The organism is Stenotrophomonas sp. NRRL B-14846, from assembly GCF_050473585.1.
GTDB lineage: Bacteria > Pseudomonadota > Gammaproteobacteria > Xanthomonadales > Xanthomonadaceae > Stenotrophomonas.
Genome location: NZ_JBFLUN010000022.1, coordinates 2,537,192 through 2,563,153 on the forward strand (window position 1 = coordinate 2,537,192; position 25,962 = coordinate 2,563,153).

Consider the following 25,962-nt stretch of genomic DNA (forward strand, 5'->3'; position numbering starts at 1 on the left):
CTGCAGCCGGCGAGGATCAGAGCAGAACGACATCGAATTGCTCCTGCAGGTACTGCTCGTCCGCCTGGAAGCGGATGCTCTTGCCGAGGAACTCTTCCAGCTCGGCCACCGCCGAGGATTCCTCATCGGTGATGCGCGCGACCACCTTGGTCGATGCGATCACCAGCAGGCGCGCAGCATCGAACTGGCGCACGGCACGGGTGATCTCGCGGAAGATCTCGTAGGTCACCGTCTCGGTGGTCTTGATGCTGCCGCGGCCACTGCACTGCGGGCAGGTCTCAGACAGCTGGCGCTCCAGGCTTTCCACCGTGCGCTTGCGGGTCATCTCCACCAGGCCCAGCGGCGAGAAATCATAGACCGTGGTCTTGGCATGGTCGCGGGCCAGCGCCTTTTCCAGCGTGCGCAGCACCTGACGGCGATGCTCTGCATCATCCATGTCGATGAAGTCGATGATGATGATGCCGCCCAGGTTGCGCAGCCGCAGCTGCCGCGCCACCGCCTGCGCCGCTTCCAGGTTGGTGCGGAACACCGTTTCTTCCAGGTTGCGCTGGCCGAGGAACGAACCGGTGTTGACGTCGATGGTGGTCATCGCCTCGGTCTGGTCGATCACCAGGTAGCCACCGGATTTCAGCGGCACCTGCTTGTCCAGCGCGCGGCCGATCTCGTCCTCCACGCCGAACATGTCGAAGATCGGGCGGTCACCGGAATACAGCTCCAGCTTCTCGGCCAGCACCGGCATGTACTTGGCGACGAAGGCCTGCAGCTGGCCGAAGGTCTCCTTCGAGTCCACCTTCACCTTGTCCACGTCCTTGCGGATCAGGTCGCGCACCGACCGCAGCGGCAGGCTCAGGTCTTCGTAGATGATGCTGCACGACGGCGCTTCGCGGCCGCGGCGTTCGACCACGTTCCATACGCGCGACAGGTAGGCGATGTCCTCGGCGATGGCCTCGGCCGGCTGGCCTTCGGCGTTGGTGCGCACGATGTAACCGTAGCCACCATGCTGCGCCGACAGCTCAGTCACCAGCGCCTTCAGGCGGGCGCGCTCGGTTTCGTCCTCGATGCGCGCCGACACGCCCACCACCTTCGACTGCGGCAGCAGCACCATGTAGCGCGAGGGAATGCTGATCTGCGTGGTCAGGCGTGCGCCCTTGGTGCCGATCGGGTCCTTCACCACCTGCACCACGATGTCCTGGCCGTCACGCAGCAGCTCGACGATCGGCACGCTGGCCGGCGGCGGCAGGGTGGTGTTCTCGGTGTCGGCGCTGGCCACCGGTGCCGGGCGCACCACGTCGTTGGCGTGCAGGAACGCGGCGCGCTCCAGGCCGACTTCGACGAAGGCGGCCTGCATGCCGGGCATGACCCGCTGTACCTTGCCCTTGTAGATGTTGCCGACCACGCCACGGCGCCAACCGCGCTCGATGTGCAGTTCCTGCAGCATGCCATTTTCGATCACCGCGACCCGGGTCTCGCGCGGGGTCACATTGACCAGGATTTCCTCAGACATCGGCAGCCTCCCTGGCGGCATCGGCAGTGGGGGCCGGCACGCCGCAGCGCGCCAGCAGACGATCGGTGTGCAGCAGCGGCAACCCCATGACGCCGGAGTAGCTGCCGGAAAGGTGTTCGATCCAGCGTTCGGCCCCGCCCTGGATGGCGTAGGCACCGGCCTTGTCCAGCGGCTCGCCGGTGGCGACATAGGCGGCGATGTCGGCGGCGTCGATCGGGGCGAAGGTCACCTCGGATATGACCAGCTCGCTGTCCAGGCCGGTGGCATCGACCACCACCACCGCGGTCATCACCTGGTGGGTGCGCCCGGCCAGCCGCGCCAGCATCGCCCGCGCGTCGGCGGCATCGGCCGGCTTGCCGAAGACCTCGCCCTCCAGCACCACCTCGGTGTCCGAACCGAGCACGCGCGCCTGCGGGTCGTCGGCCAGCACCTGGGCCAGGCCGGCGCGCGCCTTGTCGGCAGCGACCCGGCACACGTACTGCTCGGCACTTTCAGTCGCCGCGCGCTGCTCGACGACCTCCAGGTCAAGGGCCTGGAAAGGGCGTCCGAGTCGGGCCAGCAGCTGGTTGCGTCGGGGGGAGCGGGAAGCAAGATAGAGCATCGGCACAGCATAACCTGAGGCCGCCACCTGAATCGTCGGCAACCCGTTACGGAACGCGTACAACCCCGAACAGGCTCACAGCGCGTTCATCGCTACGACACCACCCTCACTGCCACAACAAGGAGATCCCATGCGCCTGACCGCCACCCCGCTGCTGCTTGCCCTGTCCCTTGCCCTTGGAACCTCGATGACCGCCCATGCCGCTCCGTCGTCGCCGTCGATCGCCGCCGCGGCCGAAGGCACCCTGCTGAACATCTCGGCCAACGCCGAGGCGACCCGCGTGCCGGACGTCGCCACCCTGTCGGCCGGCGTGGTCACCCAGGCCGCCGACGGCAACAGCGCCATGCGCCAGAACGCCCAGCAGATGGACAAGGTGCTGGCCGCGATCAAGGCCGCCGGCATCGCCGAACGCGACGTGCAGACCAGTGGCGTCAGCCTCAACCCGCAGTACCGCTATGCCGACAATGAAGCACCGAAGATTACCGGCTACCAGGCCAGCAATACGGTCAGCCTGAAGGTCCGCGACATCGCCAAGCTCGGCAAGGTGCTCGATGCGCTGGCCGCGCAGGGCGCCAACCAGATCAACGGCCCCAGCTTCGAGATCGACCAGCCGGAACCGGTCTATGACGAAGCCCGCCTGGCTGCCCTGAAGAAAGCCCAGGCCCGTGCCCAGACCTATGCCAAGTCGCTGGGCCTGCAGGTGCGCCGCATCGTCAGCATCTCCGAGAACAGCAACGGCGGTTTCCGCCCGATGCAGATGATGCGCACCATGTCGGCCGGTGCGGCCATGGACAAGGCCACCCCGGTCGCACCGGGTGAGTCGACTGTCTCGGTCAACCTGGACGTGGTGTTCGAACTGGGCCGCTGATCGCGTCCGCCACTGCCTGCACAGGCGGGTCCCGCAGGGGGCCCGCCTTTTTCATGCGCGCTGCCGGCGCTGGCTGAAGGCCAGCCCAACGATCATGCCCCTGCCTCTAGGCAGTAGCCGCCAAGCCGCGCTACTGATGGACTGCCAGCCGCGTGCGGCAACCCCGCCACGGGCCCTGGTGCGTTGAGGACTTCGTCACTGGCATGGAGGTGGATCATGGTTCGTACGTATCCCGTTGCATCCCCGCACTTCGACCCCGCCCGCGTAGCCGCCTGGAGCGCGGCGATCGCCCTGCACCTGCTGGCCTTCCTGTTGCTGCTCATCCCTGCGACCTACCAGGCCGTGCAGGTCCCCCGTGACAAGACCACGGTCAGGCTGATCGAGAAGATCCCGCCGACACCGCCCCCTCCGGTGCTGCAGGAACCGAAGGAAGTGGCCCGGGTCGTACCGAAACCACAGGCCCAGCCGGTCACGCCGCCGCTGCCGGCTCCCACCGCGACGGTGGAGGAGACCCAGGGCATCGCACTGCCGGCGGCCGAACCAGCCCCACCGCAACTCGCGCCCAGCATCGACACGTCCACCCCGCTGGCCGGCGCCCAGCTGCAGTACCGCAGCGCCCCGCCGCCAAGCTACCCGATCCAGTCCCTGCGCAATCACGAACAGGGCACGGTGCTGTTGCGGGTGGAAGTGGACATCCAGGGTCAGCCAGTGGCCGTCAGCGTCGAGCGCAGCAGCGGCTCGCGCAACCTGGACCAGGCCGCCCGCCAGCAGGTGCTCAAGCACTGGCGCTTCGAGCCTGCCCAGCGTGACGGCGTGGCGGTTCCGGCCATCGGCATGGTGCCGGTGCAGTTCTCGCTGCCGGACTGAGCGACCCCACCGGCCCGGCCTCGCGCCGGGCCGGCCCCTGCCTCAGCCATGGGGAATGCGGACAGTCCAGGACCAAGCGTTACCGATTAAGCAAAAATTCACGACTTCGTCACCTGCTGGAAACCTAGATTGGCGCGTCCCGGTATCGATCCGGCGACAGCCCTCAACGCTACGGTTTTCCAGTTAGGAGAGAAGCTGTGAAACACCCGATCCAACGGCCCGCCAGCCGCCGCCGCAGCACCCTGGCATCGTCCATCACCCACATCCTCACCGGCGGCGCCCTGCTGCTGGCCGGCGCCGTCGCTTCCTCCTCCGCCTTCGCGCAGGAAAAGGCCACCAACCTCGACCGCATCACGGTCACCGGCTCCAACATCCCGCGCACCAACACCGAGACACCGTCACCGGTGCAGGTGGTGACCCGCCAGGAAATCGACCGCACCGGCAAGACCTCGCTGGCCGAGTACCTGCAGACCATCACCGCCGATGGCGCCGGCTCGATTCCCAAGACCTTCGGCAACGGTTTCGCCGGCGGTGGCGCCGGCATCTCGCTGCGCGGCCTGGGCGCCGGCTCGACGCTGGTGCTGTTGAACGGCCGCCGCATGGCCACCTATGGCCTGGCCGATGACGGCCAGAAGGTCTTCACCGACCTCAGCACCATTCCGCTCGATGCCGTCGAGCGCGTGGAAGTGCTGAAGGACGGCGCCTCCGCGATCTACGGCTCCGATGCCATCGCCGGCGTGGTCAACATCATCCTGCGCAGCGACTTCCAGGGCGCCATCCTGCGTGGCTCCTACGGCCTGTCCGGTGACAGCGATGGCGACGCCAGGAAGGCGACCCTGACCGCCGGTACCGGCGACCTGGCCACCGATGGCTGGAACGCGTTCTTCAGCCTGGACGTCGGCAAGACCGACGCGATCAAGATCAGCGACCGCAAGAACCGCAAGTGGATCGGAACCGGTGACACCCGCCCGTGGGGCTACGACAAGACCGCGCAGTTCCTCGGCGGTGCCTACACCCGTGGCGGCACCTCCGGCGGCTCCGGCCCCAACGGCTCCTACCTCGACGCTACCGGCCACCTGGTTCCGCTGCCGGGCTGTGCCGGCCTGACCACCATTGGTGGGCAGACTCCGGCCAGCATCGCCGCCGACGGCTGCCTGTTCGATCCGGCGCAGCAGTACCGCGACCTGATTCCGGAAGAGAAGTACGTCAACGTGTTCGGCCGCGCCAGCTTCGCCTTCGGTGAGGGCGGCGAGATCTACACCGAGATCGGCTACTCGAAGAAGGAAACCATCTTCAGCAACACCCCGTCCGGCGTGTCCGGTGGCTGGGGCTACCCGGGTGGCCCGGTCAATGCCAACTCCGGCCCGGGTGCCACCGTGCTGGGTGCCAACCACCCGGACAACCCGTTCTACGGGCAGCCGGGCGCCACTCCGGTCCGAGTGCGCTACTCCGCCTGGGATGTCGGCCCGCGCGTGACCGACAACACCAATGAGTTCAACCGCTTCCTGGTGGGCATCAAGGGCAACTGGGGCGACTGGAGCTACGACACCGCCTACCTGCATTCGGGCACCGACCTGACCAACAAGCGCACCGGCTTCCTGCGCTACAGCGCCGTGCAGTGCGCACTGGGCAATGCCAACTGCGCCGGTGGCGTGTGGCGCATCGGTGACGATGCGGGCAAGAACTCGCAGGCGCTGTACGACTACATCTCGCCGATGATCAGCGCCCGTGCCAAGTCCAGCCTGGACATGTTCGACTTCACCGTGTCGCGCAGCCTGATGGACCTGAAGGGCGGCCCGCTGGGCCTGGCGATCGGTACCGAGTGGCGCAAGACCAGCAACAGCCTGACCCCGCAGACCTACACCGACCAGGGCGACATCATCGGCCTGGGCTACTCGGCCTATGACGGCACCCAGAACGTCTACGCCGGCTACGTCGAACTGTCGGCACCGGTGCTGGAACAGCTGGAACTGTCCGGTGCCCTGCGCTACGACAAGTACGAAAGCGGTGAAGGCAAGGCCACGCCGAAGCTGGGCGTGAAGTGGACCCCGGCCGACTGGATCGCCCTGCGCGCCAGCTACGCCGAAGGTTTCCGCGCGCCGAACCCGGCCGAGAACGGTGACGGTGGCCTGGCCGCCTTCTCCACTGCGGTCGACCCGGTGCGTTGCCAGATCAGCGGCGGCGCGGCCAGCGAATGTGGCGCCAATTCGGTGGCGATCATCACCAAGCCGAACAAGCTGCTGAAGCCGGAAGAATCCAAGAGCTACTCGGTCGGCATCGTGCTGCAGCCGACTTCGACCACCTCGATGACCGTCGATGCCTGGCAGATCAAGCGCACCAACGAGATCGTGCAGGGCAGCACGGCGGCGGCGATCCTCGCCGGCAACGTGCTGCGCGACAGCAACAATCTCAATGGCGTGGCCAACAGCGGCACCATCCTGGCGGTCAACACCGGCTACGTGAATGCCAGCTCCTCGCGCGTGCGCGGTATCGATACCGATATCCGCCAGACCTTCGAGATCGGCCCGGGCCAGCTGGAACTGGACCTGCAGTGGAGCCACATCCTGAAGTTCGAGCGCACCGAAGGCGGCGACACGGTTGATTACGTGGGTACCCACGGCAACTGCGACGTCACCAACTGCATCGGTACGCCGAAGGACAAGGTCAACTTCGGCACCACCTGGAAGCAGGGCCCGTGGAGCGTCAGCGGCATCGTCAACTACATCAGCAAGATGGACAACATCGACAGCCGTGGTGGCAGCTACCTGGCCTTCTACGCTGACGGCACGCCGGTGACGAAGATCTCCTCGTTCACCACGATGGACCTGTCCGGTCGCTGGAGCATCAACGATTCGTTCGAACTCAACGCCTCGGTGGCCAACGTGTTCGACCGCATCGCCCCGCTCGACCCGACCACCTACGGTGCGGTGAACTACAACCCGATGCACTTCTCCGGTGCGCTGGGTCGTTACTACACCGTCGGCTTCAAGTACACGTTCAAGTAATACCGGTTGCAGCGTCACCCTCGAAGGCCCGGGCCGTTGCCCGGGCCTTCGTCGTTTTCATGCGGGCCGGTTCCTGCACGCCTCTTGCGGACATGTTCACGAGTACATGGCTACCGTGTGCTCGCGGCATCCGCGCCGCAGGGGATCTCCATGGCCGCGACATCGCAACGGCTGGGCCTGCCCGCGTTGACTGCACTGGTGGTCGGCTCGATGGTCGGCGCCGGCATCTTTTCACTGCCGCAGAACGTCGCGCGCAGCGCCGGCCCGGCCGCCGCGTTGATCGGCTGGGCGGTGAGTGGCGCCGGCATGCTGATGCTGGCCTTCGTGTTCCAGGCCCTGGCCAATCGTCGCCCCGACCTGGATACCGGCATCTACGCCTATGCGCGCGAGGGCTTCGGCAACTACATCGGCTTCTCTGCGGCGTGGGGCTACTGGGTGGCGTCGGTGCTCGGCAACGCCAGCTTCTTCGTGCTGATCTTCAGTGGCCTCGGCCACTTCATGCCGGTCTTCGGTGAAGGCAATACACCCGCCGCCGTGGCCGCTTCGTCACTGCTGCTGTGGACCGTGCACCTGCTGGTGCTGCGCGGCCTGCGCACGGCCGCCATCGTCAACGGCCTGGTGACCGTGGCCAAGCTGCTGCCGATCGCGCTGTTCCTGATCCTGGCGGCAGGCGCGTTCCGCATGGACGTGTTCCGCGCCGATTTCCTCGGCACGCCCGCACTCGGCGACCTCGGCCAGCAGCTGCGCGGCATGATGCTGGTGACCGTGTGGGTGTTCATCGGCATCGAAGGCGCCAGCATCTATTCGCGGCGTGCCGCGCGACGTGCCGACGTCGGCCGTGCCACGGTGATCGGTTTCCTGGGGGTCTGGCTGCTGCTGGTACTGGTCAGCCTGCTGTCGATGGGCGTGCTGTCGCAGGCCGAACTGGCCGGGCTGCCCAATCCGTCGATGGCCTATGTGCTGCGCGCCATCGTCGGCGAATGGGGCGCAACGGTGATCATCATCGGTTCGATCATTTCAGTACTCGGTGCACTGCTGGCGTGGGTGCTGCTGTGCGCCGAAGTGCTGTACGCCGCGGCCGGCGACGGCACCATGCCGGCCTTCCTCGGCCGCGAGAATGCGCGCGGCGTGCCGGCCAATGCGCTCTGGCTGAGCAACGGCCTGATCCAGCTGTTCCTGCTGCTGGTGCTGGTCAATTCGGGCAGCTACACCGGGTTGGTGTTGCTGGCCGCGTCGATGAGCCTGGTGCCCTACTTCCTGTCCACCGCGTTCGGCGTGCAGCTGGCCTGGCGTGGGCAGGCCTATGCCGGTGAACCAGGCGTGCGCTGGCGCGATTTCGTGGTCGCACTGCTGGCCAGCGCCTATGCGCTGTGGCTGGTGTATGCCGGCGGCCTGGACAACCTGCTGCTGTCGGTACTGCTGTACATGCCCGGCGTAGTGTTGTTCGCCTTGACCCGGCGCCAGCGCGGCGAGCAGGTATTCACGCGCTGGGAGTGGGTACTGTTCGGCGCGATCCTGGCGGTGGCGATCGCCACGCTGGTGGCGTTCTGCAAGGGTGACCTGGCATTGTAGAGCCGAGCCCACGCTCGGCTTCACACAGGCAGCCGAGCATGGCTCGGCTCTACAACTGGCGTTCCGCCAGCATGCCGATATCCTGCATCCAGCGCTCGGCCAGCTGCGGCCACGCCGCGACCGGTGCATCCTTCATGCGCAGTCCGAATGCATGGCCGCCGCGTGCGAACAGATGCATTTCCACCGGCACGCCCGCGTCGACCAGGGCACGGTAATAGGCCAGTGATTCGCGCACGTCGTCGGTGCGATCGTCGGTGGCCTGCGCGATGAACGTCGGCGGCACCTTGTCATCCACGGTGATGTCCCTGACCAGCGACAACCCCTTTCCGTGCCCCGCCCACAGGTGCCCGGAATACATCACCATCGCGAAATCGGGGCGGCTCGGCTGCTCATCCGCCGCGTCGACCGGCGCGTAGCTGCGCAGCGCGTGCGTGCTCAATCCCGCCACCACGTGACCACCGGCGGAAAAGCCGATCACCCCGATCCGCTTCGGATTGATGGACCAGCGCCCGGCCTGTGCGCGCAGCAGGCCCATTGCACGCTGTGCATCCTGCAGGGCCATCGGCACCTTTGGAATGTCGCGGCAGTTGCACTCGGGGTCCCAGTTCGGGCCTGAGGCTGGCACCCGGTACTTCAGCAATGCACAGGTGATGCCCTGTGCGACCAGCCAGTCGCAGATCTCGCTGCCTTCCAGGTCCATCGCCAGCACCCGGTAGCCTCCGCCAGGCACCACCATCACCGCGGTGCCGGTGGCCGGCCCCTTCGGCGGAAACACGGTGAGGGTCGGCACAGCGACATTCTGCAGCATCATCCAGTGTTCGCCACTGGCTTCGGAGGTCACGTCGCTGACCTGCTCGGGCCCCTTCAACTTCGGCGGAGCGCTCACCGTGCCCTGCGGCCACAATGGAAGCTCGGTCGTGCCCTGTGGCGGATGCCAGGTGGAAGGCGCGGCCTTCACTGTGGCAAACGGCACCATCGCAAGCAGCAGGGAACCCATGAGCAGGCGTGCGCGCACAATCAACATCCGTAGTCGATGACACTGCATTGTAGAGTCGAGCCATGCACGACCGACGCAGCGCGACGCCACAAACGGCAAAAAAAAACCTGCATCTCGCGATGCAGGTTTTTCAAGGTGGCGCCCGAAGTTGGACTCGAACCAACGACCCCCTGATTAACAGTCAAGTGCTCTAACCGGCTGAGCTATTCGGGCAGACGGCTAGTATAACCACTCTTCACGCGCGATGGTAGGGGTGATTGGCAATCATTGCGGCGGCCCGATACAACTGCTCGGCCACCACCAGGCGCACCAGCATGTGCGGCAGCGTCAGCGGTCCGATCGACCACTTCTCATCGGCCAGCACGGACACCTCCGGCGAATGCCCTTCCGGGCCACCAATCAGGAACGCCAGGTCGCGGCCCTGCCCGCGCCAATGCTCCAGCCGCTGTGCCAGCTGTTCGGAACTCAGCTGCCGCCCCGGCACATCCAGTGCCACCACATAGGCGTTCTTCGGCAGCGCGGCGATGACCCGCTTGCCTTCATCTTCAGTGGCGCGGCGCGGATCACGCCCCTTGCCGCGCAGGCCGGGCTCGATTTCCACCAGCTCGAACGGCAGCCAGTGCGACAGCCGCTTCTGGTACTCGGCGAAGCCCTGCGCGACCCAGCTGGGCGCGCGCTCACCGGTGGCGATCAGGCGGGCTTTCATCTACACGGTCCTCCAAAACGTCGACGGCGCCATCGGCGCCGTCGAAGGGATGCATCAACGTGCGGCTCAGGCCACTTCGTCGTCGCTGGACGGCGGCTGGTCGCCAACGGTCCACAGGCGCTCGAGGGCGTAGAACTCACGCACGCGCGGCAGCATCACGTGGACGATCACGTCGCCCAGGTCGACCAGCACCCACTCGGCTTCGCGCTCGCCTTCAACACCCAGCGGCATCACGTCGATGTTCTTGGCGAAGCGCACGACTTCATCGGCGATCGACTTGACGTGGCGGGTCGAGGTGCCCGAAACGACGATCATGTAGTCGGCAACGCTGGACCGGCCGCGCACGTCGATCTCGACCAGGTCCTTGGCCTTCAGGTCTTCGGTGGCTTGGCGGACGCTGGCCAGCAGTTCCGGCACGGACGGCGGCGGGCTGGGCAGATCGACCTTGATGGTCTGGGGCTGGGTCTGGTTGCTCAAAGTGGATCGACTCGATAAACGTGGGGGCGATTATACGGGGATGGCGCGGCCGCGCCATTCACGCTGTGGCCGGGCGGTACAGCCCGTGTGCAGCGACGTAGTCCGCGACGGCCGGCGGCAGCAGGGCACGCCAGGGGCCACCGGCGGCGATCTGCGAGCGCACGGCACTGGCCGACTCCTCGCGCAGCGGGTGGTGCAGGCGCAGGATGCGCCCGGCCGGGCTGGCGAACAGGGCCTGCTCATTGTCGGCCCAGCGCCCCTGCAGGGCACGCCCCAGTTCGCCGTCGATCGACGCCTGCAACGGGCTGCCCGGCCGTTCGGCCACCACGAAGTGGGCCAGCCCGAACAGGGCCTCCCATTCGTGCCAGCCGGACAGGCCCAGCAGGCTGTCGGCGCCCACCAGCCAGGCCAGCGGCCGGCTCGGGCCCAGCTCGCCACGCAGCTCGCGCAGGGTATCGACGGTGTAGGACGGACGACCGGGATAGCGCGTGGCACGGTCCAGTTCACGGCGGTCCAGCAGCAGGCCCGGCTCGTCGCCGATGGCCAGCGACAACATGGTGCAGCGCTGCTCGGCGGTGGCGCCGGGCACCGCACGGTGCGGCGGATCGCCTGCCGGCAACATGCGCACGGCCACCTGCAGTTCGTCCCGGGCGGCCCGCGCGATTGCCAGGTGCCCCAGGTGCACCGGATCGAAGGTGCCCCCGTAATAGATCCGCAGGCTCATCGCTCAGGCCCGCGCCAGCAGGCGCACGGCACGCGGTTCGGCCACGGCCACCAGCAGGCGCTCCAGCGCCAGCCAGGCATCGCCGTCGGCCCGCCCCTTGGCGATGCGGTCGACCAGACCGGCTTCGGCCACGAAGCGTTCCCAGCGCTTGCCTTCCGGGTGCCGCTGCAGCGCGCGCTTGTAGGGCGCCTGCCGCGATTCCCAGATACCACGCGATTTCATTTCGGCGGCCAGGTTGCCGCCACGGGCCTGTACCCGGGCCAGGCCGGCACCGGCCAGCAGTTCACGGATCACGATCGGCATCAGTGCGGCCACCGCTTCGCCCTCGCCGCGCAGGCCAGCCAGCATGCGCAGCACGGCCGGTGGCTGGCCGGAGAACGTCGCCTCCACCAGCCGGAACACGTCGTAGCGGGCAGCATCAGCCACCAGCGACTCCATCCGCTCCACATCCAGCGGCTGGCCATCGGCCAACAGCGCCAGCTTGTCGATTTCCTGGGCGGCGGCCAGCAGGTTGCCCTCCACCCGCTCGGCCAGGCGCTGCACGGCGGCCGGGTCGGCACGCAGGCCCTTGCCGCGCAGGCGGCGCTCGATCCAGTCCGGCAGTTCGTGCGGCTTGATCGCCCAGGCCACCGACAGCACGCCGATGCGGCTGACCGCCTCGGCCCACTTGCCCTGATGGGCCTTGCTCCATTCATTGGCGGTGATCATCAGCACCACGTCCGGCGCCGGATTGGCGCAGAACTGGCTGATCACCTCGGCGCCGTCCTTGCCAGGCTTGCCACTGGGCAGGCGCACCTCGACCAGGCGGCGGGCGCTGAACAGGCTGGGCGCATTGAAGCTGGCGTCGAGCTGGTTCCAGTCGAAATCTCGCCCGTCGGCGTCGAACACTTCGCGTTCGCCGATGCCCGAGGCGCGCGCGCGCGCGCGGACGGCATCCGCCGCCTCCAGCACGCGCAGCGTTTCCGGGCCTGCGATCAGGTACACCGGCGCCAACGGGGTGTCAGCGCCCTGGCTTGCCAGCTGCTCCGGACGCAGTTCCATCGTCGCTGCCGCTCAGTGCTTGACGGCGGCGGCCGGCGCGGCCGGCACCGCACCCTCGATCGGCCTGGCCTTCGGCGCGGACAGGCTGCCTCCCTTCTCGATCTCGGCGCGGACCACGCTGTCGATACGGCGGATGATCGAGGCGGACATTTCCCGGCGCAGCTCCGTGGCCAGGATTTCGCGTTCGGTGGTGGTACCGGTGGCGTCGGTCGGCGGCGACACATAGTCGCGCGACAGTTCGATCACCTGCTGCGGCACCAGTTCGCTGCCATCCTCGCGGCGGAAGATGAAGATCACGGCGTAGCGCAGGCTGTATTCCTGTGCACGGCCCTGCGAGTCGATGGCGATCGGCAGGTCACCCCAGCGCTCGGACAGCACCTGCAGCTGGGCGCTGGGTTCCTTGCTGTCCTCATCGGCCAGCTTGGCACCGGAGGCCAGCAGGCTGCGGTTGAGCAGCTTGACCAGTTCACTGTACGGGGCGGTGGAGACCACCTTCACCGGGGCGGTGTCGGTCGGCAGCATCAGCTTGTTGCGCAGATGGAAACCGCAGCCGGCGAGGCCGAGGACAAGAACGAGGGCAAGCAGGATTCGGGTCATGGAGACAGTCTGGCGGAGCCGGGCGATCACGGCAACACACAGCGTGCCCGAAGCCGCGTGAATGCAGGGCCATCAGGCACCCGGCCCTGCTTCTGGAAAGGCACCGGCCACCGCGCGGGTGACCGGTGCGGGGGACATCAGGCAGCGACGATGTTCACGATCTTGCCGGGGACGATGATGATCTTGCGCACCGTCAGGCCTTCCATGAACTTGGCCGCATTGGGCTCGGCCAGGGCCAGCGCCTCGACCTGCTCGCGCGCGGCATCGGCCGCCACCTCGATGGTGCCACGCAGCTTGCCGTTGACCTGTACCGCCAGGGTCAGCGCATCGCGCACCAGCGCGCTGCTGTCGGCCTGCGGGAACGGCTGGTCTTCCAGCAGCGTCTCGCCATGGCCCAGCACCTGCCACAGGGCGTGGCTGGCATGCGGGGTGATCGGGTTGAGCAGCAGCACGATGGCCTGCAGCGCTTCCTGGCGCACCGCGCGGCCCTGCTCGCTGCCGTCCTCGAACTTGGCCAGCGCGTTCATCAGCTCCATCACCGCCGCGATCGCGGTGTTGAAGCTGTGGCGGCGGCCATAGTCGTCACCGACCTTGCCGATGGTTTCGTGGGTCTTGCGGCGCAACGCCTTCTGGTTGGCATCCAGCACTGCGGCATCCAGTGCCGGGGCGGCACCGTCGGCGGCGTGCTTCTGCACCTGGGCCCACAGGCGACGCAGGAAGCGGGCCATGCCGTCCACGCCGGCTTCGTTCCACTCCAGCGACTGTTCCGGCGGCGCGGCGAACATCGAGAACAGGCGCACGGTGTCGGCGCCGTACTTGCCGACCATCGCCTGCGGGTCCACGCCATTGTTCTTCGACTTGGACATCTTCTCGGTGCCACCGACCACCACCGGCTGGCCGTCGGCGATCAGGGTGGCACCGGTGATGCGGCCGCGCTCGTCGCGCTGCACTTCCACATCGGCCGGGTTGATCCAGTCCTTCGAGCCGTCCGGGTTCGGGCGGTAATAGGTTTCGGCGATCACCATGCCCTGGCACAGCAGGTTGCGCGCCGGCTCGTTGCTGTCCACCATCCGCGCGTCGCGCAGCAGCTTGTGGTAGAAGCGGAAATACATCAGGTGCAGGATCGCGTGCTCGATGCCACCGATGTACTGGTCGACCGGCAGCCAGTAGTTGCCACGCTTGTCGACCGCATCACGGGCACCCGGCGAGGTGTAGCGGGCGTAGTACCAGCTCGACTCCATGAAGGTGTCGAAGGTGTCGGTCTCGCGCTCGGCCGCGCCGCCGCAGTCCGGGCAGGTGGTCTTGCGCCATTCCGGGTCGGTCTTGATCGGCGAGCCGGTACCGGCGAAGGCCACGTCTTCCGGCAGCACCACCGGCAGCTGTTCTTCCGGCACCGGCACCGCGCCGCACTTGGCGCAGTAGATCACCGGAATCGGGCAGCCCCAGTAGCGCTGGCGGCTCACGCCCCAGTCGCGCAGGCGGTAGTTGACGCGGCGCTGGCCCTGGGCCTTGCGCTCGAAACGTTCGGCCAGCGCTTCGAAAGCGCCCTGGAAATCCAGGCCGTCGAACTCGGCCGAATTCACCAGCTCGAAGGCACGGCTCTTGTCGCTGTACCAGTCCTGCCAGCGGCTGCCGTCCCAGCTGCGCTCCTCTTCGGTACGCGCATCCTTCAGGGCGATGACCTGCTTGATCGGCAGGCCGTACTTGTTGGCCACTTCATTGTCGCGCTGGTCATGGCCCGGAACGGCCATCACCGCGCCGGTGCCGTAGCCCATCAGCACGAAGTTGGCGACCCACACCGGCACCGGCTCGCCGGTGACCGGATGCAGCGCGCGCAGGCCGGTGTCCATGCCGCGCTTTTCCTGGGTTTCCAGTTCAGCCTCGGACACGCCGCCCTGCTTCAGGTCGGCCAGCATCGCCGCCAGTTCCGGGTTGTTCTTCGCCGCATGCAGCGCCAGCGGGTGCTCGGCGGCGATCGACACGAAGGTCACGCCCATCACCGTGTCCGGGCGGGTGGTGAACACGCGCAGCGGGTCCAGCGCACTGCCATCGACATCGCGCACGTCGAACTGGATCTCCAGGCCTTCGGAACGGCCGATCCAGTTGCGCTGCATGGTCTTGACCGATTCCGGCCAGCCATCCAGCTCGTCCAGGCCGTCCAGCAGTTCCTGGGCGTAATCGGTGATGCGCAGGAACCACTGCGGGATCTCACGCTTCTCCACCAGCGCGCCGGAACGCCAGCCGCGGCCGTCGATGACCTGCTCGTTGGCCAGCACGGTCTGGTCGACCGGGTCCCAGTTCACCACCGCGTTGCGGCGATAGGCCAGGCCCTTGCGCATCAGGCGGGTGAACATGCGCTGTTCGTGGACGTAATAGTCCGGACGGCAGGTGGCGAACTCGCGCGACCAGTCGATGGCGTAGCCCAGCGACTTCAGCTGGCTGCGCATGTGGTCGATGTTCTTGTAGGTCCACGCCGCCGGCGCGGTCTTGTTCTTGATCGCAGCGTTTTCCGCCGGCAGGCCGAACGCGTCCCAGCCCATCGGCTGCAGCACGTTGTGGCCGGTCATGCGCTTGTAGCGGCTGATCACGTCGCCGATCGTGTAGTTGCGCACGTGGCCCATGTGCAGCGCACCGGACGGGTACGGAAGCATCGACAGGCAGTAGTACTTCGGCTTGTCCGAAGTCTCGTCGACCTCGAAGGCACGGGTGGCGTCCCAGTACTGCTGGGCGGCGGATTCAACCTGCTGCGGGTCGTAGGCGTTGGTTTCAGCGCTGGTCATGGAACACGCGGATGCGGCGGCAAAGCGGTACAGCGTACCGCAGTGCGGCAAATGGCTCCAATCCTGCCCCGCCAGGGCGCGCCGCTGTCGCGATAGGCCCTGCCGGGTTGCAGCCAACTGCGCGCGCCCTCGGCCGGGCGCGCGCCGCGGTGGAACGGCGTTTCCAGGCAAGCGCGACGCGGGTCACTCTAGAGCGCCGCCACCGCAATGGCCTACACCAGGTGCGGAGTTTCCCTCTGCCCACCAGACCCGCTGCGACCAAACCTGAACCCGCGGGCCAGCCGGCTCCCTGCCCCGCCGGCTGCTGGCTGTCACCCGGAGCCTTCCACCGGAGATCCACCATGAAACTGCTGCAACAGGCCCTGTTGGCCACTACCCTGGCGCTGTGCGGTGTCGCCAGCGCACAGGCCGCCACCTTCAACTGCGCCTACATCATCACCGGCGAACCGGGCAATTCCGGCTTCCACACCGTGGATGCAGACACCCAGCAGGACGCCATCAACCAGACCATCGCCTGGATCTATGACACCTTCGGCCCTGTTGGCTTCGAGATGAAGTGCTATCAGCAACCCTGACCCTGGCTGGGCGCGGCAGCCGCCGCGCCCTCAGGGGCGCGACGCAAACGGCAGGGCCGCCGCCAGCCAGACCAGCCAGCAGGCGAAGGCGAGCCGTTGTGCCATCGGCGCCGGCAGCGTGCCCTGCAGGGCAAACGCCGCCAGCGCGGCCAGCACGCCGCAGCCCAGGGCCAATGCGCCCAGTGCCCGGCCATGCGCCTGGCGCAGATGGGACACGCCCAGCAGCACGGTGCCGGCGACGAAACCCAGCACCCAGATCATCCAGGCGCTGGCATGCAGCTGGCTGGCGGGCCCGTGCAGGTCGTCCACGTCCAGTGGCAGCAGCCCCATCGCGGCAAAGGCCAGACCGGCCAGCAGCAGCATCTGGCTGCCGACCCGCGGCGCCCAGCCGGCGGTGGTGGGCAGGCCGCGACGCAGGCGCTCAGCCACCACTGCCGCCAGCACGCCGGTCAGCACGAAACCCAGCAGATTGAAGGGCAGCGCATGCGGCACACCGCGCGCGCCCAGCAACGCCACCGGGTGGCGGGCCTGCGCATAACCCTCCAGGCCGGCACCGAAGCCGGCCACGGCCAGGACGAATACGACGGCCGCAAGCAGCCCCAACCAACGATCAAGCCGGACCACGGACATTACGCGCAATCACCCGGAAAGGAATGGATCACCGCATTGTCGCGGCAGCGACGCGATGCGCCAAGCGCGACGCATTTCAGATCAATTCGATGTCCGCCCGCTGCCCCAGCCGTGATGCTCGGCGCATGGCAGTTCCGCCATGTCGGGAGTTCCCCATGATCCAACGCATCCTCATCGCCACCGCGCTCAGCCTTGGCCTGGCCGGCACCGTCCAGGCCGCCGAATTCAACTGCTACGCCAAGATCGGGCCGGCGAGCTCCCAGAACAACGGCACCCTGATGGGGAGCGTTAGTGCCGCCAACCTGCAGGCGGCCGAGGCCGAGTACTTCAAGCGCACCTCGGCGTCGAAGCCTGTCGCCTCCGGCCAGTGGGTGATCCACGAGCTGTACTGCTTGCCGCGCTCATAAGGGTGTCACGGCGGGCCTGCGGGCCCGCCAACACCACCTCGGGGGCGTACTCCGTGATGGCGGGGTTGAGACCGACATCGATCGTCACCATAGAATCGGTCTCCAGATGCCAAGCGATGCCTCCCCCATGACCGAGACGACCTACGTATTCGACGCCACCACTGCGACCTTCGAGGCCGAAGTCCTGCAGAAGTCGCTGCAGACGCCAGTGCTGGTCGACTTCTGGGCCACCTGGTGCGGGCCGTGCAAGACCCTGGGCCCGATGCTGGAAAAGCTGGCTGCCGAGTACAACGGTGCCTTCGAGCTGGCCAAGGTCGATGTCGACAAGGAACAGCAGATCGCTGCGGCCTTCCAGATCCGCTCGGTACCGACTGTGTTCCTGGTCAAGGGCGGCCAGCTGGTGGACGGCTTCCCCGGTGCCATTCCGGAAGGCCAGCTGCGTGAGTTCCTGGCCCAGCACGGCATCGTGCCGGCCGATGTCGGCGATGCCGCCCCTGAAGATGACGCCCCGCTGGACCCGCAGGCGCAGGTCGACGTACTGCGCGCGCAGATCGCCGCCGAGCCGGACAAGGATGAGCTGAAGCTCGACCTCGCCCTGGCCCTGCTGCAGATCGGCGGCGTGGACGAGGCCGGCACCCTGATCGACGGCCTGCCGGCCAATCTGGCCACCGACGACCGCGCCGTGCGCGCCCGCGCCCGCCTGGCCTTCGCCGCCGCGCTGAAGGATGCCCCGGCGGCCGACGTGCTGGAAGCCCGCATCGCCGCCGATGGCAAGGATCTCAAGGCCCGCCACCTGCGCGGCGTGCAGCTGCTGCTCGGCGGCCATGACGAGGCGGCACTGGCGCAGTTCCTGGAAATGCTGCGGATCGACCGTGGATTCGAGGAAGGCCTGCCACGCAAAGCCTTGATCGACGCCTTCAATGTGATCTCGGACGAGGACCTGGTGGGCCAGTACCGCCGCAGGATGGCGTCGCTGCTGTTCTGAACGGGAGCCCGCTCCGTTCAGAATCCCTGCACTGAACGCGGGCAATAATGCGCGCGCTGGCGGCCTTGCGGTCGCCACGATCCGTTCGGGGGGATGAGGTCGGGGCCATGGGGTCTTGCAGCTGCACCCCCGCATTGCCGGGATTGCAAACTGTGACCGTCGTCCGCTCTCTGTCGTTCGCCATGCGTTTAACGGGCGCCCTGCTCTGCGCCCTGTTCCTGCTGCCTGCCATCGCCGGCGCCCAGGACTGGAACTACCGGGTCCGCCCCGGCGATACCCTGTGGGACCTGGGTGGGCTGTACCTGAAACCCTCGGTGCGCTGGCAGCAGCTGCAGCAGCACAACCGCATCGACAACCCCTACCAGTTGCCGCCGGGCCAGCTGCTGCGCTTCCCGATCAGCTGGCTGCGCACCGAACCGGCGCCGGCCCGGGTGCTGTCCGTGCGCGGCAAGGTCGAGCTGTCCGGTGCCGATGGCACCGCGACCCGTGCCATCCAGGCCGGCGAGCAGCTGCATATCGGTGACACCGTGGAGACCGAGGGCGATTCCAGCATCACCCTGGAATTCGCCGATGCCTCGCGCCTGCAGCTGCGCGAATACTCGCGCCTGCGCCTGGACCAGCTGAGCCGCTACGGCCACACCGGCATGGTCGACACCCGCCTGCGCCTGCAGCAGGGACGTGCCAGCAACCGGGTAACGCCGGCGCGCGGTCCGGCCTCGCGTTACATCATCGATGCGCCCACCGCGACCAGCAGCGTGCGCGGCACGGTGTTCCGGGTCAGCGCCGGGGATACCGGGCACGTCGGCGCCACCGAGGTCCTGCAGGGCAAGGTGCAGGTCGGCAACCCCCATGGCCAGCGCCTGGTCCGGCCGGGCCAGGCCACCCGCAGCAGCAGCGCCGATGCGGCTCCCGCCGCGGTCTCGGCCCTGCTGCCGGCGCCGACGCTGCGCAATGACGCGCTGCGCCTTGCGCCGCTGCCGACCCTGCTTGCCTGGGAACCGGTCGCTGGCGCCGATCACTACCGGGTGGAAGTGGTGCAGGCAGCAACGCCGGAGATCCTGCTGTTCGCCGCCACCACCGCCGACACCCGGCTGGCGATCGGCGACCTGCCGCCCGGCCAGCTGCGCATCCTGTTGCGCGCGGTCGACGCACAGGGCGTCGAAGGCCTGGATGCGAGCGCCGATTTCGAACTCAGCGACCAGCCGCCGCCGCCGCTGACCGTATCGCCGCTGCATGGGCAGACGATCAACAGCGACCGCCCACGGTTCCGCTGGAGCCAGGCCCCCGGTGCGCGCAGCAGCGTGCTGCAGATCGCCGCCGAACCCGGCTTCCAGCAGCCACTGCAGGAGCAGGCCACCCATGCGACCGACCTGCGCCTGGCGCAACCGCTGCCGCCCGGCCAGTATTACTGGCGCGTGGCCTCGCGCGACGCCGAAGGCCACCAGGGCCGCTACGGCCAGGCGCTGCCGCTGCAGCTGAGCAACGAGCCGGTGGACCCAGCCCTGCAACCGCCCGAGGCCGCGCACGGCGAGCTGACGCTGCGCTGGCAGGCCGGCAGCGAAGGCCAGCGCTACCGGGTGCAGGTGGATCGCCGCGGTGACTTCAAGGCGCCGCTGGTCGACGAGACCGTGGCCCAGCCGCAGGTGAGCTTCAAGCGCCCGTGGAGCGGCACCCTGCACGTACGCGTGCAGTACGTCGACGATGACGGCCACGCCGGCGATTTCTCCCCGGCCCAACAGATCCCGCTGCCATGCCGCCTGTGCTACGGCGCCGGTGGCGGTGCGCTGCTGCTCTGGCTGTTGTTGTGAGGCGTTCGCCGCTGCCATGGTCGAAGCGGATCCTGCTGGCCCTGCTTGCCGGCGTGCTGACCGTCGTGGCCAGCCAGGGCCAATGGCTGTGGCGGCAGGACGAGGCGGCCTATGACGCGCTGGTCGGCAACTGGGACTACCGCCCCGACCCCAGCGTGCTGATCGTGGCCATCGACGAAGGCAGCCTGCAGCGTATCGGCCAGTGGCCCTGGCCGCGCTCGGTGCACGCCCGCCTGCTGGACCGCCTGACCGATGCCGGCGCCGAACGCGTTGCGCTCGACCTGATGCTGTCCGAACCCGACCGTCGCGACAGCCGCCAGGATGACGAGCTGGCGGCGGCGATCCGACGCAATGGCCGGGTGGTGCTGCCGGTGCTGGCGGCACCGGCGGCCGGCGACCGCATGGCCGAGGAAATGCTGCCGATCCCGCAGATCGCCGCCAGTGCCGCCGCGATCGGCCACACCGATGTCGAGGTGGATGGCGACGGCGTCGCCCGCGGCGTCTATCTGCACGCCGGCATCGGCCAACCGCATTGGCCGGCACTGGGCCTGGCACTGGCCGACCTGCCTGCGGGTGCGGTACACGGCCTGCCCGACCCCGACCCGGCGCTGGGCTCGCCCTATCAATGGCGTCGCGACGATTACGTACGCGTGCGCTACGCCGGCCCGCCCGAGCGGTTGCCGCAGGTGTCCTATGCGGACGTGCTCGATGGCCACGTGGACATGGCGATGCTGCATGGCCGCCGCATCGTGGTCGGCATGACGGCGAGCGGCATCGCCCCTCGCCTGCTGACCCCGACCACCCGCGAATTCTGGATGAGCGGCAGCGAATACCAGGCCAACATCACCTCGATGCTGCTGCAGCACAAGCAGATCGATGTGCTGCCGCACGCGTGGCAGCACGCCATCAGCGGCGTGCTGGTGGCGCTGTGCGTGATCCTGCTCGGCCTGCGCCTGCCCTGGCTGGCCGCGCTGTGTTCATTGCCGATGCCACCGCTGCTGAGCTGGCTGCTGCTGCGCACGGGAGACCTGTGGTGGGCACCGGCCAGCGCAATGCTGGGCGTGGTGCTGGCACTGCTGGTCTGGGCGGTGTGGCGGATCTCCGCCTGGCACCGCCTGGCCAACCGCGATGCCCTCACCGGCCTGGGCAACCGCCTGCGCTTCGAGCAGTCACTGCAGCAGGAATGCGATGCCGCGCGGCGCAGTGGCAAGCCATTGAGCCTGGCGCTGATCGACGTCGACCACTTCAAGCGCCACAACGACCGCCATGGCCACCAGGTCGGTGACCGCGTGCTGCGTGATGTCGCCCGCCTGATCGGCGCGCATGCCCGTCGCCCGCGCGACATGGCGGCGCGCTACGGTGGCGACGAATTCGCACTGGTGCTGCCGGATACGCCGGCCGAGGGCGCGCGCCGGGTGATCGAGGACCTGATTGCCTGCGTGCGTGCACTGCCGGCGCCGGGCGATGGCAGCGATGACGGCGTCACGCTCACCATCGGTGTATTCACCCGCGTGCCCGACGGTGACCTGCAACCGCACCATTTCGTGGAGGGCGCCGACACCGCCCTGTACCAGGCCAAGGCCAACGGCCGCGACGGGTACATGATCGACGGCGGGACGTGACCCCCCGGGGTGCAACATACGCATGCGAATGGTTAGACTGGGCACCTCGCCTCGCGCCCCGGACCCGCATGAACGCCCGCCTGTTCCGCTTCGGCATCAACCTCTGGCCGCCGTTCCTGTTCACCGGCATCCACGTCACCCGGATCACGCCCGATTACCGGCAGATCGACGTGGCACTGCGGATGCGGCCCTGGAACCGCAACTACGTGGGCACGCATTTCGGCGGCAGCCTGTTCGCGATGACCGATCCGTTCTGGATGCTGGGCCTGCTGCACATCCTGGGCCGTGACTACTACGTGTGGGACCGGGCCGGCGCGATCGATTTCCTCAAGCCTGGCCGGGGCACGGTGCGCACCTCGTTCCGCATCGACGATGCATTGCTGGATGAACTGCGTGCCGAAGCGGCTGGCGGTGAGAAGGTGCTGCGCTGGTTCAGCAACGATGTCGTCGACGAAAGCGGCGAGGTGGTCGCCCAGGTACGCAAGCAGGTCTACCTGCGGTTGAAGCCGCACGCACGCTGATCCAGCACGCGGGCGCTATCCTCTGCCTCCCTGCCATGGAGGCTCCGATGCGCCCGTATGCACTTGCCACACTGCTGACCACCCTGTCCTTCAGCGCCCACGCCCTCGACCTGCCACCGGTGCGGTATCCGACGCTGCCAGCCCAGGCGGCCACTGCCGCCGGTTTCGTACCCCAGGGCTGGACACTTGAATCGAGTGTCGAAGGCGATCTCGACCAGGATGGCCGCGCGGACCTGGTGCTGGTGCTGCGCCAGCAGGAGCCACGCAACGTCATCGAGCACGATGGCTTCGGCCCCTCGCCGTACGACAGCAACCCGCGCATTCTCGTCGTGGCGTGGTCGCGCCCCTCCGGCTATGTGCTGGCGGTGCAGGACCACCAGCTGATACCGCGCCCGGACAATCCGGTGATGAGCGACCCGCTCGAAGACGGCAACGTCAGCATCCAGCGCGGCACCCTGAAGGTCGCGCTGTTCTCATTCGCCAGCGCGGGAAGCTGGTCAATGGGAACGACCGCCTTCACCTTCCGCTGGCAGGACGATGCCTTTGTGCTGATCGGCTACGACCAGAACTCGGTGATGCGCAATTCCGGGCAGACCGAATCGGTGAGCGTGAACTTCTCCACCCGCAAGGTGAAGCGGAGCGAAGGCAGCATCGAGGACGACAAGGACAGCGTGCGCTGGGAGCCCCTGCAGAGCCGTCGCCGCTGGACACTGCAGACCATCGGTGATGGTTGGGCATTCGATCCGCTGGCGGGCAGCGACTGAGCCGCTGATCAGTCGCGCGCAGCAGCGCCCGGGGCGTTCTCCATCACCAGCGGCACCGACAGCCATGGGCTCTCGTCGGTGCTGCGCGACGGTGAACGCCGCGGCACCTGGAGGCGGCGGCCATCGGCCGACAGCTGCGGTGCCCGCACCGGCGAGCGGAACTGGGCAGGCAGGCGCTGCAACGCATCCACCGGCTCCTCCGCCTGCTGCCGCAGCCAGCGCTGCGCGCCGATCAGCCGCACCATCGCGGCGGCATCCTGGGTCCGTGACGAATAGGCGGGATAGACCGGGCGGGCGATATCGGTCAGCACGCACCCCATGATGTTCGACAGGCAGCCGAAGTCATGCGGCGGCGGTGCCGGGACCGGCAGCGGGCGATCCGCTTCCAGCGCCGCCATGGCCGCCGAGCCGCAGGCCCAGCCCAGATTGCCCGCCGCGCGCGCCAGGGTGCTGCTGCGATCGAGTACCAGCACCCCGCCGAATTCCTGCGCCGAGGTTTCGATCGCGGCCCGGCTCATCGCGTACTCACCCTGCATCGCCCGGCACAGGCTCTGTTCGGCGGCCAGCATCGGCTGCATCGCCTGCTCGCATTCCGCTGGCAGCGGATGGTCGGCCGGCAGCTCGACCAGCATGTCGGCCAGCAGCTGGGCATTGGCCTGCACCAGGCTGGCACCGATGATGCTCTCCACCAGGTAACTGCCGCCCGTCACCAGCCGGCGGCCCAACTGCAGGCCCCGGCAACTGCCACGCAACGCACCGTCGATATCGCCCTGCACATAGGCCAGCGCGCGTGCGCTGGTGGCATCGACCATCAGGCCATAGGTCGGCAGCGGCACCAGGATGCCATCGCCCATGGGCCGGAACGGCGATGCGAAGTGGTCCGCATCGGCCAGCTGGTCCAAGCGCGCATGCAGCTGCTGGTGGCCAGCGTGGGCATCAATGAAGCGCTGCGGATCGGCGCGCACCTGGCCCAGGCAGTCGCTGGCGGTCGGTCCGCAGCTGGCCGCCGGCCGCGATCGCAGCTCGTCGTGGTCCTCCGCCAGCTGCGGTCCGGCGCCGCCATTGCCGCGCGGATCCGCCTCCCAACGCTGCACATCCGCGGCCAACGCCTGTTCGCGCTGGTGTGTGTCGAGATCGTCGAACGCGAGCGTCCACAGCAGCGCGAAGCCGTTGTGGCCGTGGAAGGGCAGGCGTGCCTCCAGCCGCTGCTGCGCCTGCAACCGCGATTCCGGCACCGGCCACATGCGCGAGGCGCACCACACCACGATGGCCAGCACCAGCAGGCCTGCCAGGGTCCAACCCAGTCCGCGCAGAATCTTCAACACAGCTTCCCTTCCATGTGCCGTTGCCGCAGTCGATTCCCCAGCGTAATCGACCGGCCGTGACCGCTACAATGCGCACATGTCGCTCGAAGCCCCCGCCCTGGTCCCCCGCCCCTCCCTGCAGCGCCTGTTCCTGACCGGCCTGCTCACCCTGCTGCCGATCTGGCTGACCTGGGTCGTGGTCAAGTTCGTGTTCGTGCTGCTGTCGGGCATTTCCAGCCCGTTGGTGGTGCCGCTTTCCGAGCAGATCGCGACGAGCTTTCCGCACTACCTCGGCTGGGTCCGTGCCGAGTGGATCCAGGACACCATCGCCCTGCTGGCCACCCTGCTGGTGATCCTGGCGGTGGGCGTGGCCAGCCGCCGCGTGCTCGGCCAGCGCCTGCTGCGCTGGGTGGGCGCGGTCATCAAGCGCATTCCGCTGGCCAGCATCATCTACGACAGCGCCAAGAAGCTGCTGGACATGCTGCAGACCGAACCGGGCAGCACCCAGCGCGTGGTGCTGATCGACTTCCCGCACCGCGACATGAAGTCGGTCGGGCTGGTCACCCGCGTGATCAAGGAACACGGCACCGACCGTGAACTGGCCGCGGTGTACGTGCCAACCACGCCGAACCCGACTTCGGGCTACCTGGAAATCGTGCCGGTGGAGCTGCTGACCCCGACCGACTGGACCGTCGACCAGGCCATGAGCTTCATCATTTCCGGCGGCGCCGTCGCGCCGTCCAGCGTTCCGTTCACGCGCGCCGGCGATCGCAGCGAATGACCGCGGCGCCGATCGAGCGCCCGCTGCAGGACCGCGCGGTCCTGCTGTTCATCGTGCTGGCCGCGTTCTTCTGCGGCAATGCGGTGCTGGCCGAGCTGATCGGAGTGAAGATCTTCGCGCTGGAAGACACGCTCGGCATCGATCCGTTGAACTGGAACCTGTTCGGCCAGACCGGCTCGCTCAGCTTCACCGCCGGCACCCTGCTGTGGCCGGTGGTGTTCATCATGACCGACACCATCAACGAGTTTTTCGGCAAGCGCGGCGTGCGCTTCATCTCGTGGCTGGCCGTGGTGCTGATCGCCTATGGCTTCCTGTTCGCCTTCGCGGCGATCTCGCTGGCACCGGCCAGCTGGTGGGTCACCTCGATGGACGGCCACGGCGTGCCGGACTACCAGGCCGCATTCGCAGCGGTGTTCGGCCAGGGCATGTGGACCATCGCCGGTTCGCTGGTGGCCTTCCTGCTCGGCCAGCTGATCGACGTGGCGGTGTTCCATCGCATCCGCCAGGCCACCGGCGAGCGCCACGTGTGGCTGCGTGCGACCGGGTCCACCGCGATCTCGCAGGTGGTGGACAGCTTCGTGGTGATCTGGATCGCCTTCGTGCTCGGACCGCAGCACTGGCCGACCTCGCTGTTCCTGGCCGTCAGCAGCGTCAACTACATCTACAAGATGGGCTTTGCGATTGCCTTGATTCCGCTGCTGTACCTGATGCGGCGTGCGATCACCCGCTATCTGGGCGCAGACAGGGCCGCTGCGTTGCGCGCTGCGGCGGCGGCTGACTGAAGCCCCAGCGACGTCAAGCTGACTGCGCCTTCACGCTGGCCGTA

Annotated in this window: 24 protein-coding genes and 1 tRNA gene; 13 read left to right on the forward strand and 12 right to left on the reverse strand. The window is 67.9% G+C overall.

Going from position 1 to position 25,962, the window contains the following annotated elements; all coding sequences use genetic code 11:
- Positions 1 to 16: 16 nt before the first annotated feature.
- Both rng and AB1281_RS14015 read right to left on the reverse strand, forming a co-directional pair.
- Positions 17 to 1,504, reverse strand: coding sequence for a ribonuclease G (gene rng / locus AB1281_RS14010; protein ID WP_005418079.1), 1,488 nt, complete (start codon positions 1,502 to 1,504; stop codon positions 17 to 19).
- The gene (locus tag AB1281_RS14015) at positions 1,497 to 2,105 is read right to left on the reverse strand and encodes a Maf family nucleotide pyrophosphatase (RefSeq protein ID WP_049447162.1); all 609 of its coding nucleotides are present in this window, start codon (positions 2,103 to 2,105) and stop codon (positions 1,497 to 1,499) included. The genes rng and AB1281_RS14015 overlap by 8 nt, the downstream gene beginning before the upstream one ends.
- A 130-nt stretch (positions 2,106 to 2,235) precedes the next feature.
- On the opposite strand from AB1281_RS14015, the gene AB1281_RS14020 reads away from it, so the two are divergent.
- The 4 genes from AB1281_RS14020 (at position 2,236) to AB1281_RS14035 (ending at position 8,417) form a co-directional block, all read left to right on the forward strand.
- Positions 2,236 to 2,973 carry an SIMPL domain-containing protein gene (locus AB1281_RS14020; RefSeq protein WP_075677026.1) on the forward strand — a complete coding sequence of 246 codons (738 nt, stop codon included), beginning with the start codon at positions 2,236 to 2,238 and terminating at the stop codon, positions 2,971 to 2,973.
- A gap of 216 nt (positions 2,974 to 3,189) precedes the next feature.
- A complete protein-coding gene (locus AB1281_RS14025) occupies positions 3,190 to 3,840 on the forward strand; it encodes an energy transducer TonB (RefSeq protein ID WP_014038026.1) in 651 nt (216 codons plus the stop codon).
- Positions 3,841 to 4,037: 197 nt separating this feature from the next.
- On the forward strand, positions 4,038 to 6,845 hold the full coding sequence (locus AB1281_RS14030; protein ID WP_430346197.1) for a TonB-dependent receptor: 2,808 nt from the start codon (positions 4,038 to 4,040) through the stop codon (positions 6,843 to 6,845).
- Positions 6,846 to 6,995: 150 nt separating this feature from the next.
- Positions 6,996 to 8,417: a basic amino acid/polyamine antiporter gene (locus tag AB1281_RS14035; protein ID WP_430346198.1), complete on the forward strand. Its 1,422-nt coding sequence runs from the start codon at positions 6,996 to 6,998 to the stop codon at positions 8,415 to 8,417.
- A 49-nt stretch (positions 8,418 to 8,466) separates the two neighbouring features.
- Here AB1281_RS14035 and AB1281_RS14040 read toward each other — a convergent pair whose 3' ends face one another.
- The 8 genes from AB1281_RS14040 to leuS form a co-directional block, all read right to left on the reverse strand.
- A complete protein-coding gene (locus tag AB1281_RS14040; RefSeq protein WP_430346199.1) occupies positions 8,467 to 9,414 on the reverse strand; it encodes an alpha/beta hydrolase in 948 nt (315 codons plus the stop codon).
- 136 nt (positions 9,415 to 9,550) lie between these two features.
- Positions 9,551 to 9,627, reverse strand: a tRNA-Asn gene (locus AB1281_RS14045).
- A gap of 22 nt (positions 9,628 to 9,649) precedes the next feature.
- Positions 9,650 to 10,120, reverse strand: coding sequence for a 23S rRNA (pseudouridine(1915)-N(3))-methyltransferase RlmH (gene rlmH, locus AB1281_RS14050; RefSeq protein WP_430346200.1), 471 nt, complete (start codon positions 10,118 to 10,120; stop codon positions 9,650 to 9,652).
- Positions 10,121 to 10,186: 66 nt separating this feature from the next.
- Entirely contained in the window at positions 10,187 to 10,597 is a 411-nt protein-coding gene (rsfS, locus tag AB1281_RS14055) for a ribosome silencing factor (protein WP_005418109.1), read from the reverse strand.
- 58 nt (positions 10,598 to 10,655) lie between these two features.
- Positions 10,656 to 11,321 carry a nicotinate-nucleotide adenylyltransferase gene (nadD, locus tag AB1281_RS14060; RefSeq protein WP_014647945.1) on the reverse strand — a complete coding sequence of 222 codons (666 nt, stop codon included), beginning with the start codon at positions 11,319 to 11,321 and terminating at the stop codon, positions 10,656 to 10,658.
- Positions 11,322 to 11,324: 3 nt separating this feature from the next.
- Positions 11,325 to 12,362 carry a DNA polymerase III subunit delta gene (gene holA, locus AB1281_RS14065; RefSeq protein ID WP_032961944.1) on the reverse strand — a complete coding sequence of 346 codons (1,038 nt, stop codon included), beginning with the start codon at positions 12,360 to 12,362 and terminating at the stop codon, positions 11,325 to 11,327.
- A gap of 12 nt (positions 12,363 to 12,374) precedes the next feature.
- Positions 12,375 to 12,959, reverse strand: coding sequence for an LPS assembly lipoprotein LptE (lptE, locus tag AB1281_RS14070; RefSeq protein ID WP_430346201.1), 585 nt, complete (start codon positions 12,957 to 12,959; stop codon positions 12,375 to 12,377).
- A gap of 137 nt (positions 12,960 to 13,096) precedes the next feature.
- Positions 13,097 to 15,739, reverse strand: coding sequence for a leucine--tRNA ligase (gene leuS, locus AB1281_RS14075; RefSeq protein WP_430346202.1), 2,643 nt, complete (start codon positions 15,737 to 15,739; stop codon positions 13,097 to 13,099).
- A gap of 341 nt (positions 15,740 to 16,080) precedes the next feature.
- On the opposite strand from leuS, the gene AB1281_RS14080 reads away from it, so the two are divergent.
- On the forward strand, positions 16,081 to 16,314 hold the full coding sequence (locus AB1281_RS14080) for a hypothetical protein (protein WP_430346203.1): 234 nt from the start codon (positions 16,081 to 16,083) through the stop codon (positions 16,312 to 16,314).
- 30 nt (positions 16,315 to 16,344) lie between these two features.
- Here AB1281_RS14080 and AB1281_RS14085 read toward each other — a convergent pair whose 3' ends face one another.
- Positions 16,345 to 16,944: a DUF998 domain-containing protein gene (locus tag AB1281_RS14085; RefSeq protein ID WP_430346204.1), complete on the reverse strand. Its 600-nt coding sequence runs from the start codon at positions 16,942 to 16,944 to the stop codon at positions 16,345 to 16,347.
- Between the two features lie 155 nt (positions 16,945 to 17,099).
- Between AB1281_RS14085 and AB1281_RS14090 the strand changes: the two genes are divergently transcribed.
- From AB1281_RS14090 to AB1281_RS14115, 6 genes are all read left to right on the forward strand, one after another.
- Positions 17,100 to 17,351 carry a hypothetical protein gene (locus tag AB1281_RS14090; RefSeq protein WP_430346205.1) on the forward strand — a complete coding sequence of 84 codons (252 nt, stop codon included), beginning with the start codon at positions 17,100 to 17,102 and terminating at the stop codon, positions 17,349 to 17,351.
- A gap of 127 nt (positions 17,352 to 17,478) precedes the next feature.
- Positions 17,479 to 18,336 (forward strand): thioredoxin, encoded by an 858-nt coding sequence (gene trxA, locus AB1281_RS14095; RefSeq protein ID WP_430346206.1) that lies wholly within the window; start codon positions 17,479 to 17,481, stop codon positions 18,334 to 18,336.
- Between the two features lie 107 nt (positions 18,337 to 18,443).
- Positions 18,444 to 20,144 (forward strand): FecR domain-containing protein, encoded by a 1,701-nt coding sequence (locus AB1281_RS14100; RefSeq protein WP_430346207.1) that lies wholly within the window; start codon positions 18,444 to 18,446, stop codon positions 20,142 to 20,144.
- Complete coding sequence (locus AB1281_RS14105) at positions 20,141 to 21,766, forward strand: CHASE2 domain-containing protein (RefSeq protein ID WP_430346208.1); 1,626 nt, start codon at positions 20,141 to 20,143, stop codon at positions 21,764 to 21,766. Before AB1281_RS14100 ends, AB1281_RS14105 begins: the two co-directional genes overlap by 4 nt.
- Before the next feature lie 68 nt (positions 21,767 to 21,834).
- Complete coding sequence (locus tag AB1281_RS14110) at positions 21,835 to 22,287, forward strand: DUF4442 domain-containing protein (RefSeq protein WP_014038038.1); 453 nt, start codon at positions 21,835 to 21,837, stop codon at positions 22,285 to 22,287.
- A 47-nt stretch (positions 22,288 to 22,334) separates the two neighbouring features.
- On the forward strand, positions 22,335 to 23,051 hold the full coding sequence (locus AB1281_RS14115) for a hypothetical protein (protein ID WP_430346209.1): 717 nt from the start codon (positions 22,335 to 22,337) through the stop codon (positions 23,049 to 23,051).
- Positions 23,052 to 23,059: 8 nt separating this feature from the next.
- Here the strand turns inward: AB1281_RS14115 and AB1281_RS14120 are convergent, their stop codons facing one another.
- The gene (locus tag AB1281_RS14120; protein WP_430346210.1) at positions 23,060 to 24,376 is read right to left on the reverse strand and encodes a hypothetical protein; all 1,317 of its coding nucleotides are present in this window, start codon (positions 24,374 to 24,376) and stop codon (positions 23,060 to 23,062) included.
- 76 nt (positions 24,377 to 24,452) lie between these two features.
- Between AB1281_RS14120 and AB1281_RS14125 the strand changes: the two genes are divergently transcribed.
- Both AB1281_RS14125 and AB1281_RS14130 read left to right on the forward strand, forming a co-directional pair.
- Positions 24,453 to 25,136, forward strand: a complete 684-nt coding sequence (locus AB1281_RS14125; RefSeq protein WP_014038041.1) for a DUF502 domain-containing protein — start codon at positions 24,453 to 24,455, stop codon at positions 25,134 to 25,136.
- Complete coding sequence (locus AB1281_RS14130) at positions 25,133 to 25,918, forward strand: queuosine precursor transporter (protein ID WP_014038042.1); 786 nt, start codon at positions 25,133 to 25,135, stop codon at positions 25,916 to 25,918. Before AB1281_RS14125 ends, AB1281_RS14130 begins: the two co-directional genes overlap by 4 nt.
- Positions 25,919 to 25,962 lie beyond the last annotated feature (44 nt).

Excerpts from the sequence above, each read along its gene's own strand:
- rng (WP_005418079.1), bottom strand. The coding sequence starts at position 1,504 with ATGTCTGAGGAAATCCTGGTCAATGTGACCCCGCGCGAGACCCGGGTC.
- AB1281_RS14015 (WP_049447162.1), bottom strand. The coding sequence starts at position 2,105 with ATGCTCTATCTTGCTTCCCGCTCCCCCCGACGCAACCAGCTGCTGGCC.
- AB1281_RS14130 (WP_014038042.1), top strand. The coding sequence starts at position 25,133 with ATGACCGCGGCGCCGATCGAGCGCCCGCTGCAGGACCGCGCGGTCCTG.
- trxA (WP_430346206.1), top strand. The coding sequence starts at position 17,479 with ATGACCGAGACGACCTACGTATTCGACGCCACCACTGCGACCTTCGAG.
- AB1281_RS14085 (WP_430346204.1), bottom strand. The coding sequence starts at position 16,944 with ATGTCCGTGGTCCGGCTTGATCGTTGGTTGGGGCTGCTTGCGGCCGTC.
- AB1281_RS14035 (WP_430346198.1), top strand. The coding sequence starts at position 6,996 with ATGGCCGCGACATCGCAACGGCTGGGCCTGCCCGCGTTGACTGCACTG.
- leuS (WP_430346202.1), bottom strand. The coding sequence starts at position 15,739 with ATGACCAGCGCTGAAACCAACGCCTACGACCCGCAGCAGGTTGAATCC.
- nadD (WP_014647945.1), bottom strand. The coding sequence starts at position 11,321 with ATGAGCCTGCGGATCTATTACGGGGGCACCTTCGATCCGGTGCACCTG.
- lptE (WP_430346201.1), bottom strand. The coding sequence starts at position 12,959 with ATGACCCGAATCCTGCTTGCCCTCGTTCTTGTCCTCGGCCTCGCCGGC.
- AB1281_RS14020 (WP_075677026.1), top strand. The coding sequence starts at position 2,236 with ATGCGCCTGACCGCCACCCCGCTGCTGCTTGCCCTGTCCCTTGCCCTT.
- rlmH (WP_430346200.1), bottom strand. The coding sequence starts at position 10,120 with ATGAAAGCCCGCCTGATCGCCACCGGTGAGCGCGCGCCCAGCTGGGTC.
- holA (WP_032961944.1), bottom strand. The coding sequence starts at position 12,362 with ATGGAACTGCGTCCGGAGCAGCTGGCAAGCCAGGGCGCTGACACCCCG.
- AB1281_RS14080 (WP_430346203.1), top strand. The coding sequence starts at position 16,081 with ATGAAACTGCTGCAACAGGCCCTGTTGGCCACTACCCTGGCGCTGTGC.
- AB1281_RS14125 (WP_014038041.1), top strand. The coding sequence starts at position 24,453 with ATGTCGCTCGAAGCCCCCGCCCTGGTCCCCCGCCCCTCCCTGCAGCGC.
- AB1281_RS14115 (WP_430346209.1), top strand. The coding sequence starts at position 22,335 with ATGCGCCCGTATGCACTTGCCACACTGCTGACCACCCTGTCCTTCAGC.
- AB1281_RS14090 (WP_430346205.1), top strand. The coding sequence starts at position 17,100 with ATGATCCAACGCATCCTCATCGCCACCGCGCTCAGCCTTGGCCTGGCC.
- AB1281_RS14040 (WP_430346199.1), bottom strand. The coding sequence starts at position 9,414 with ATGGGTTCCCTGCTGCTTGCGATGGTGCCGTTTGCCACAGTGAAGGCC.
- AB1281_RS14100 (WP_430346207.1), top strand. The coding sequence starts at position 18,444 with ATGGGGTCTTGCAGCTGCACCCCCGCATTGCCGGGATTGCAAACTGTG.
- AB1281_RS14025 (WP_014038026.1), top strand. The coding sequence starts at position 3,190 with ATGGTTCGTACGTATCCCGTTGCATCCCCGCACTTCGACCCCGCCCGC.
- AB1281_RS14110 (WP_014038038.1), top strand. The coding sequence starts at position 21,835 with ATGAACGCCCGCCTGTTCCGCTTCGGCATCAACCTCTGGCCGCCGTTC.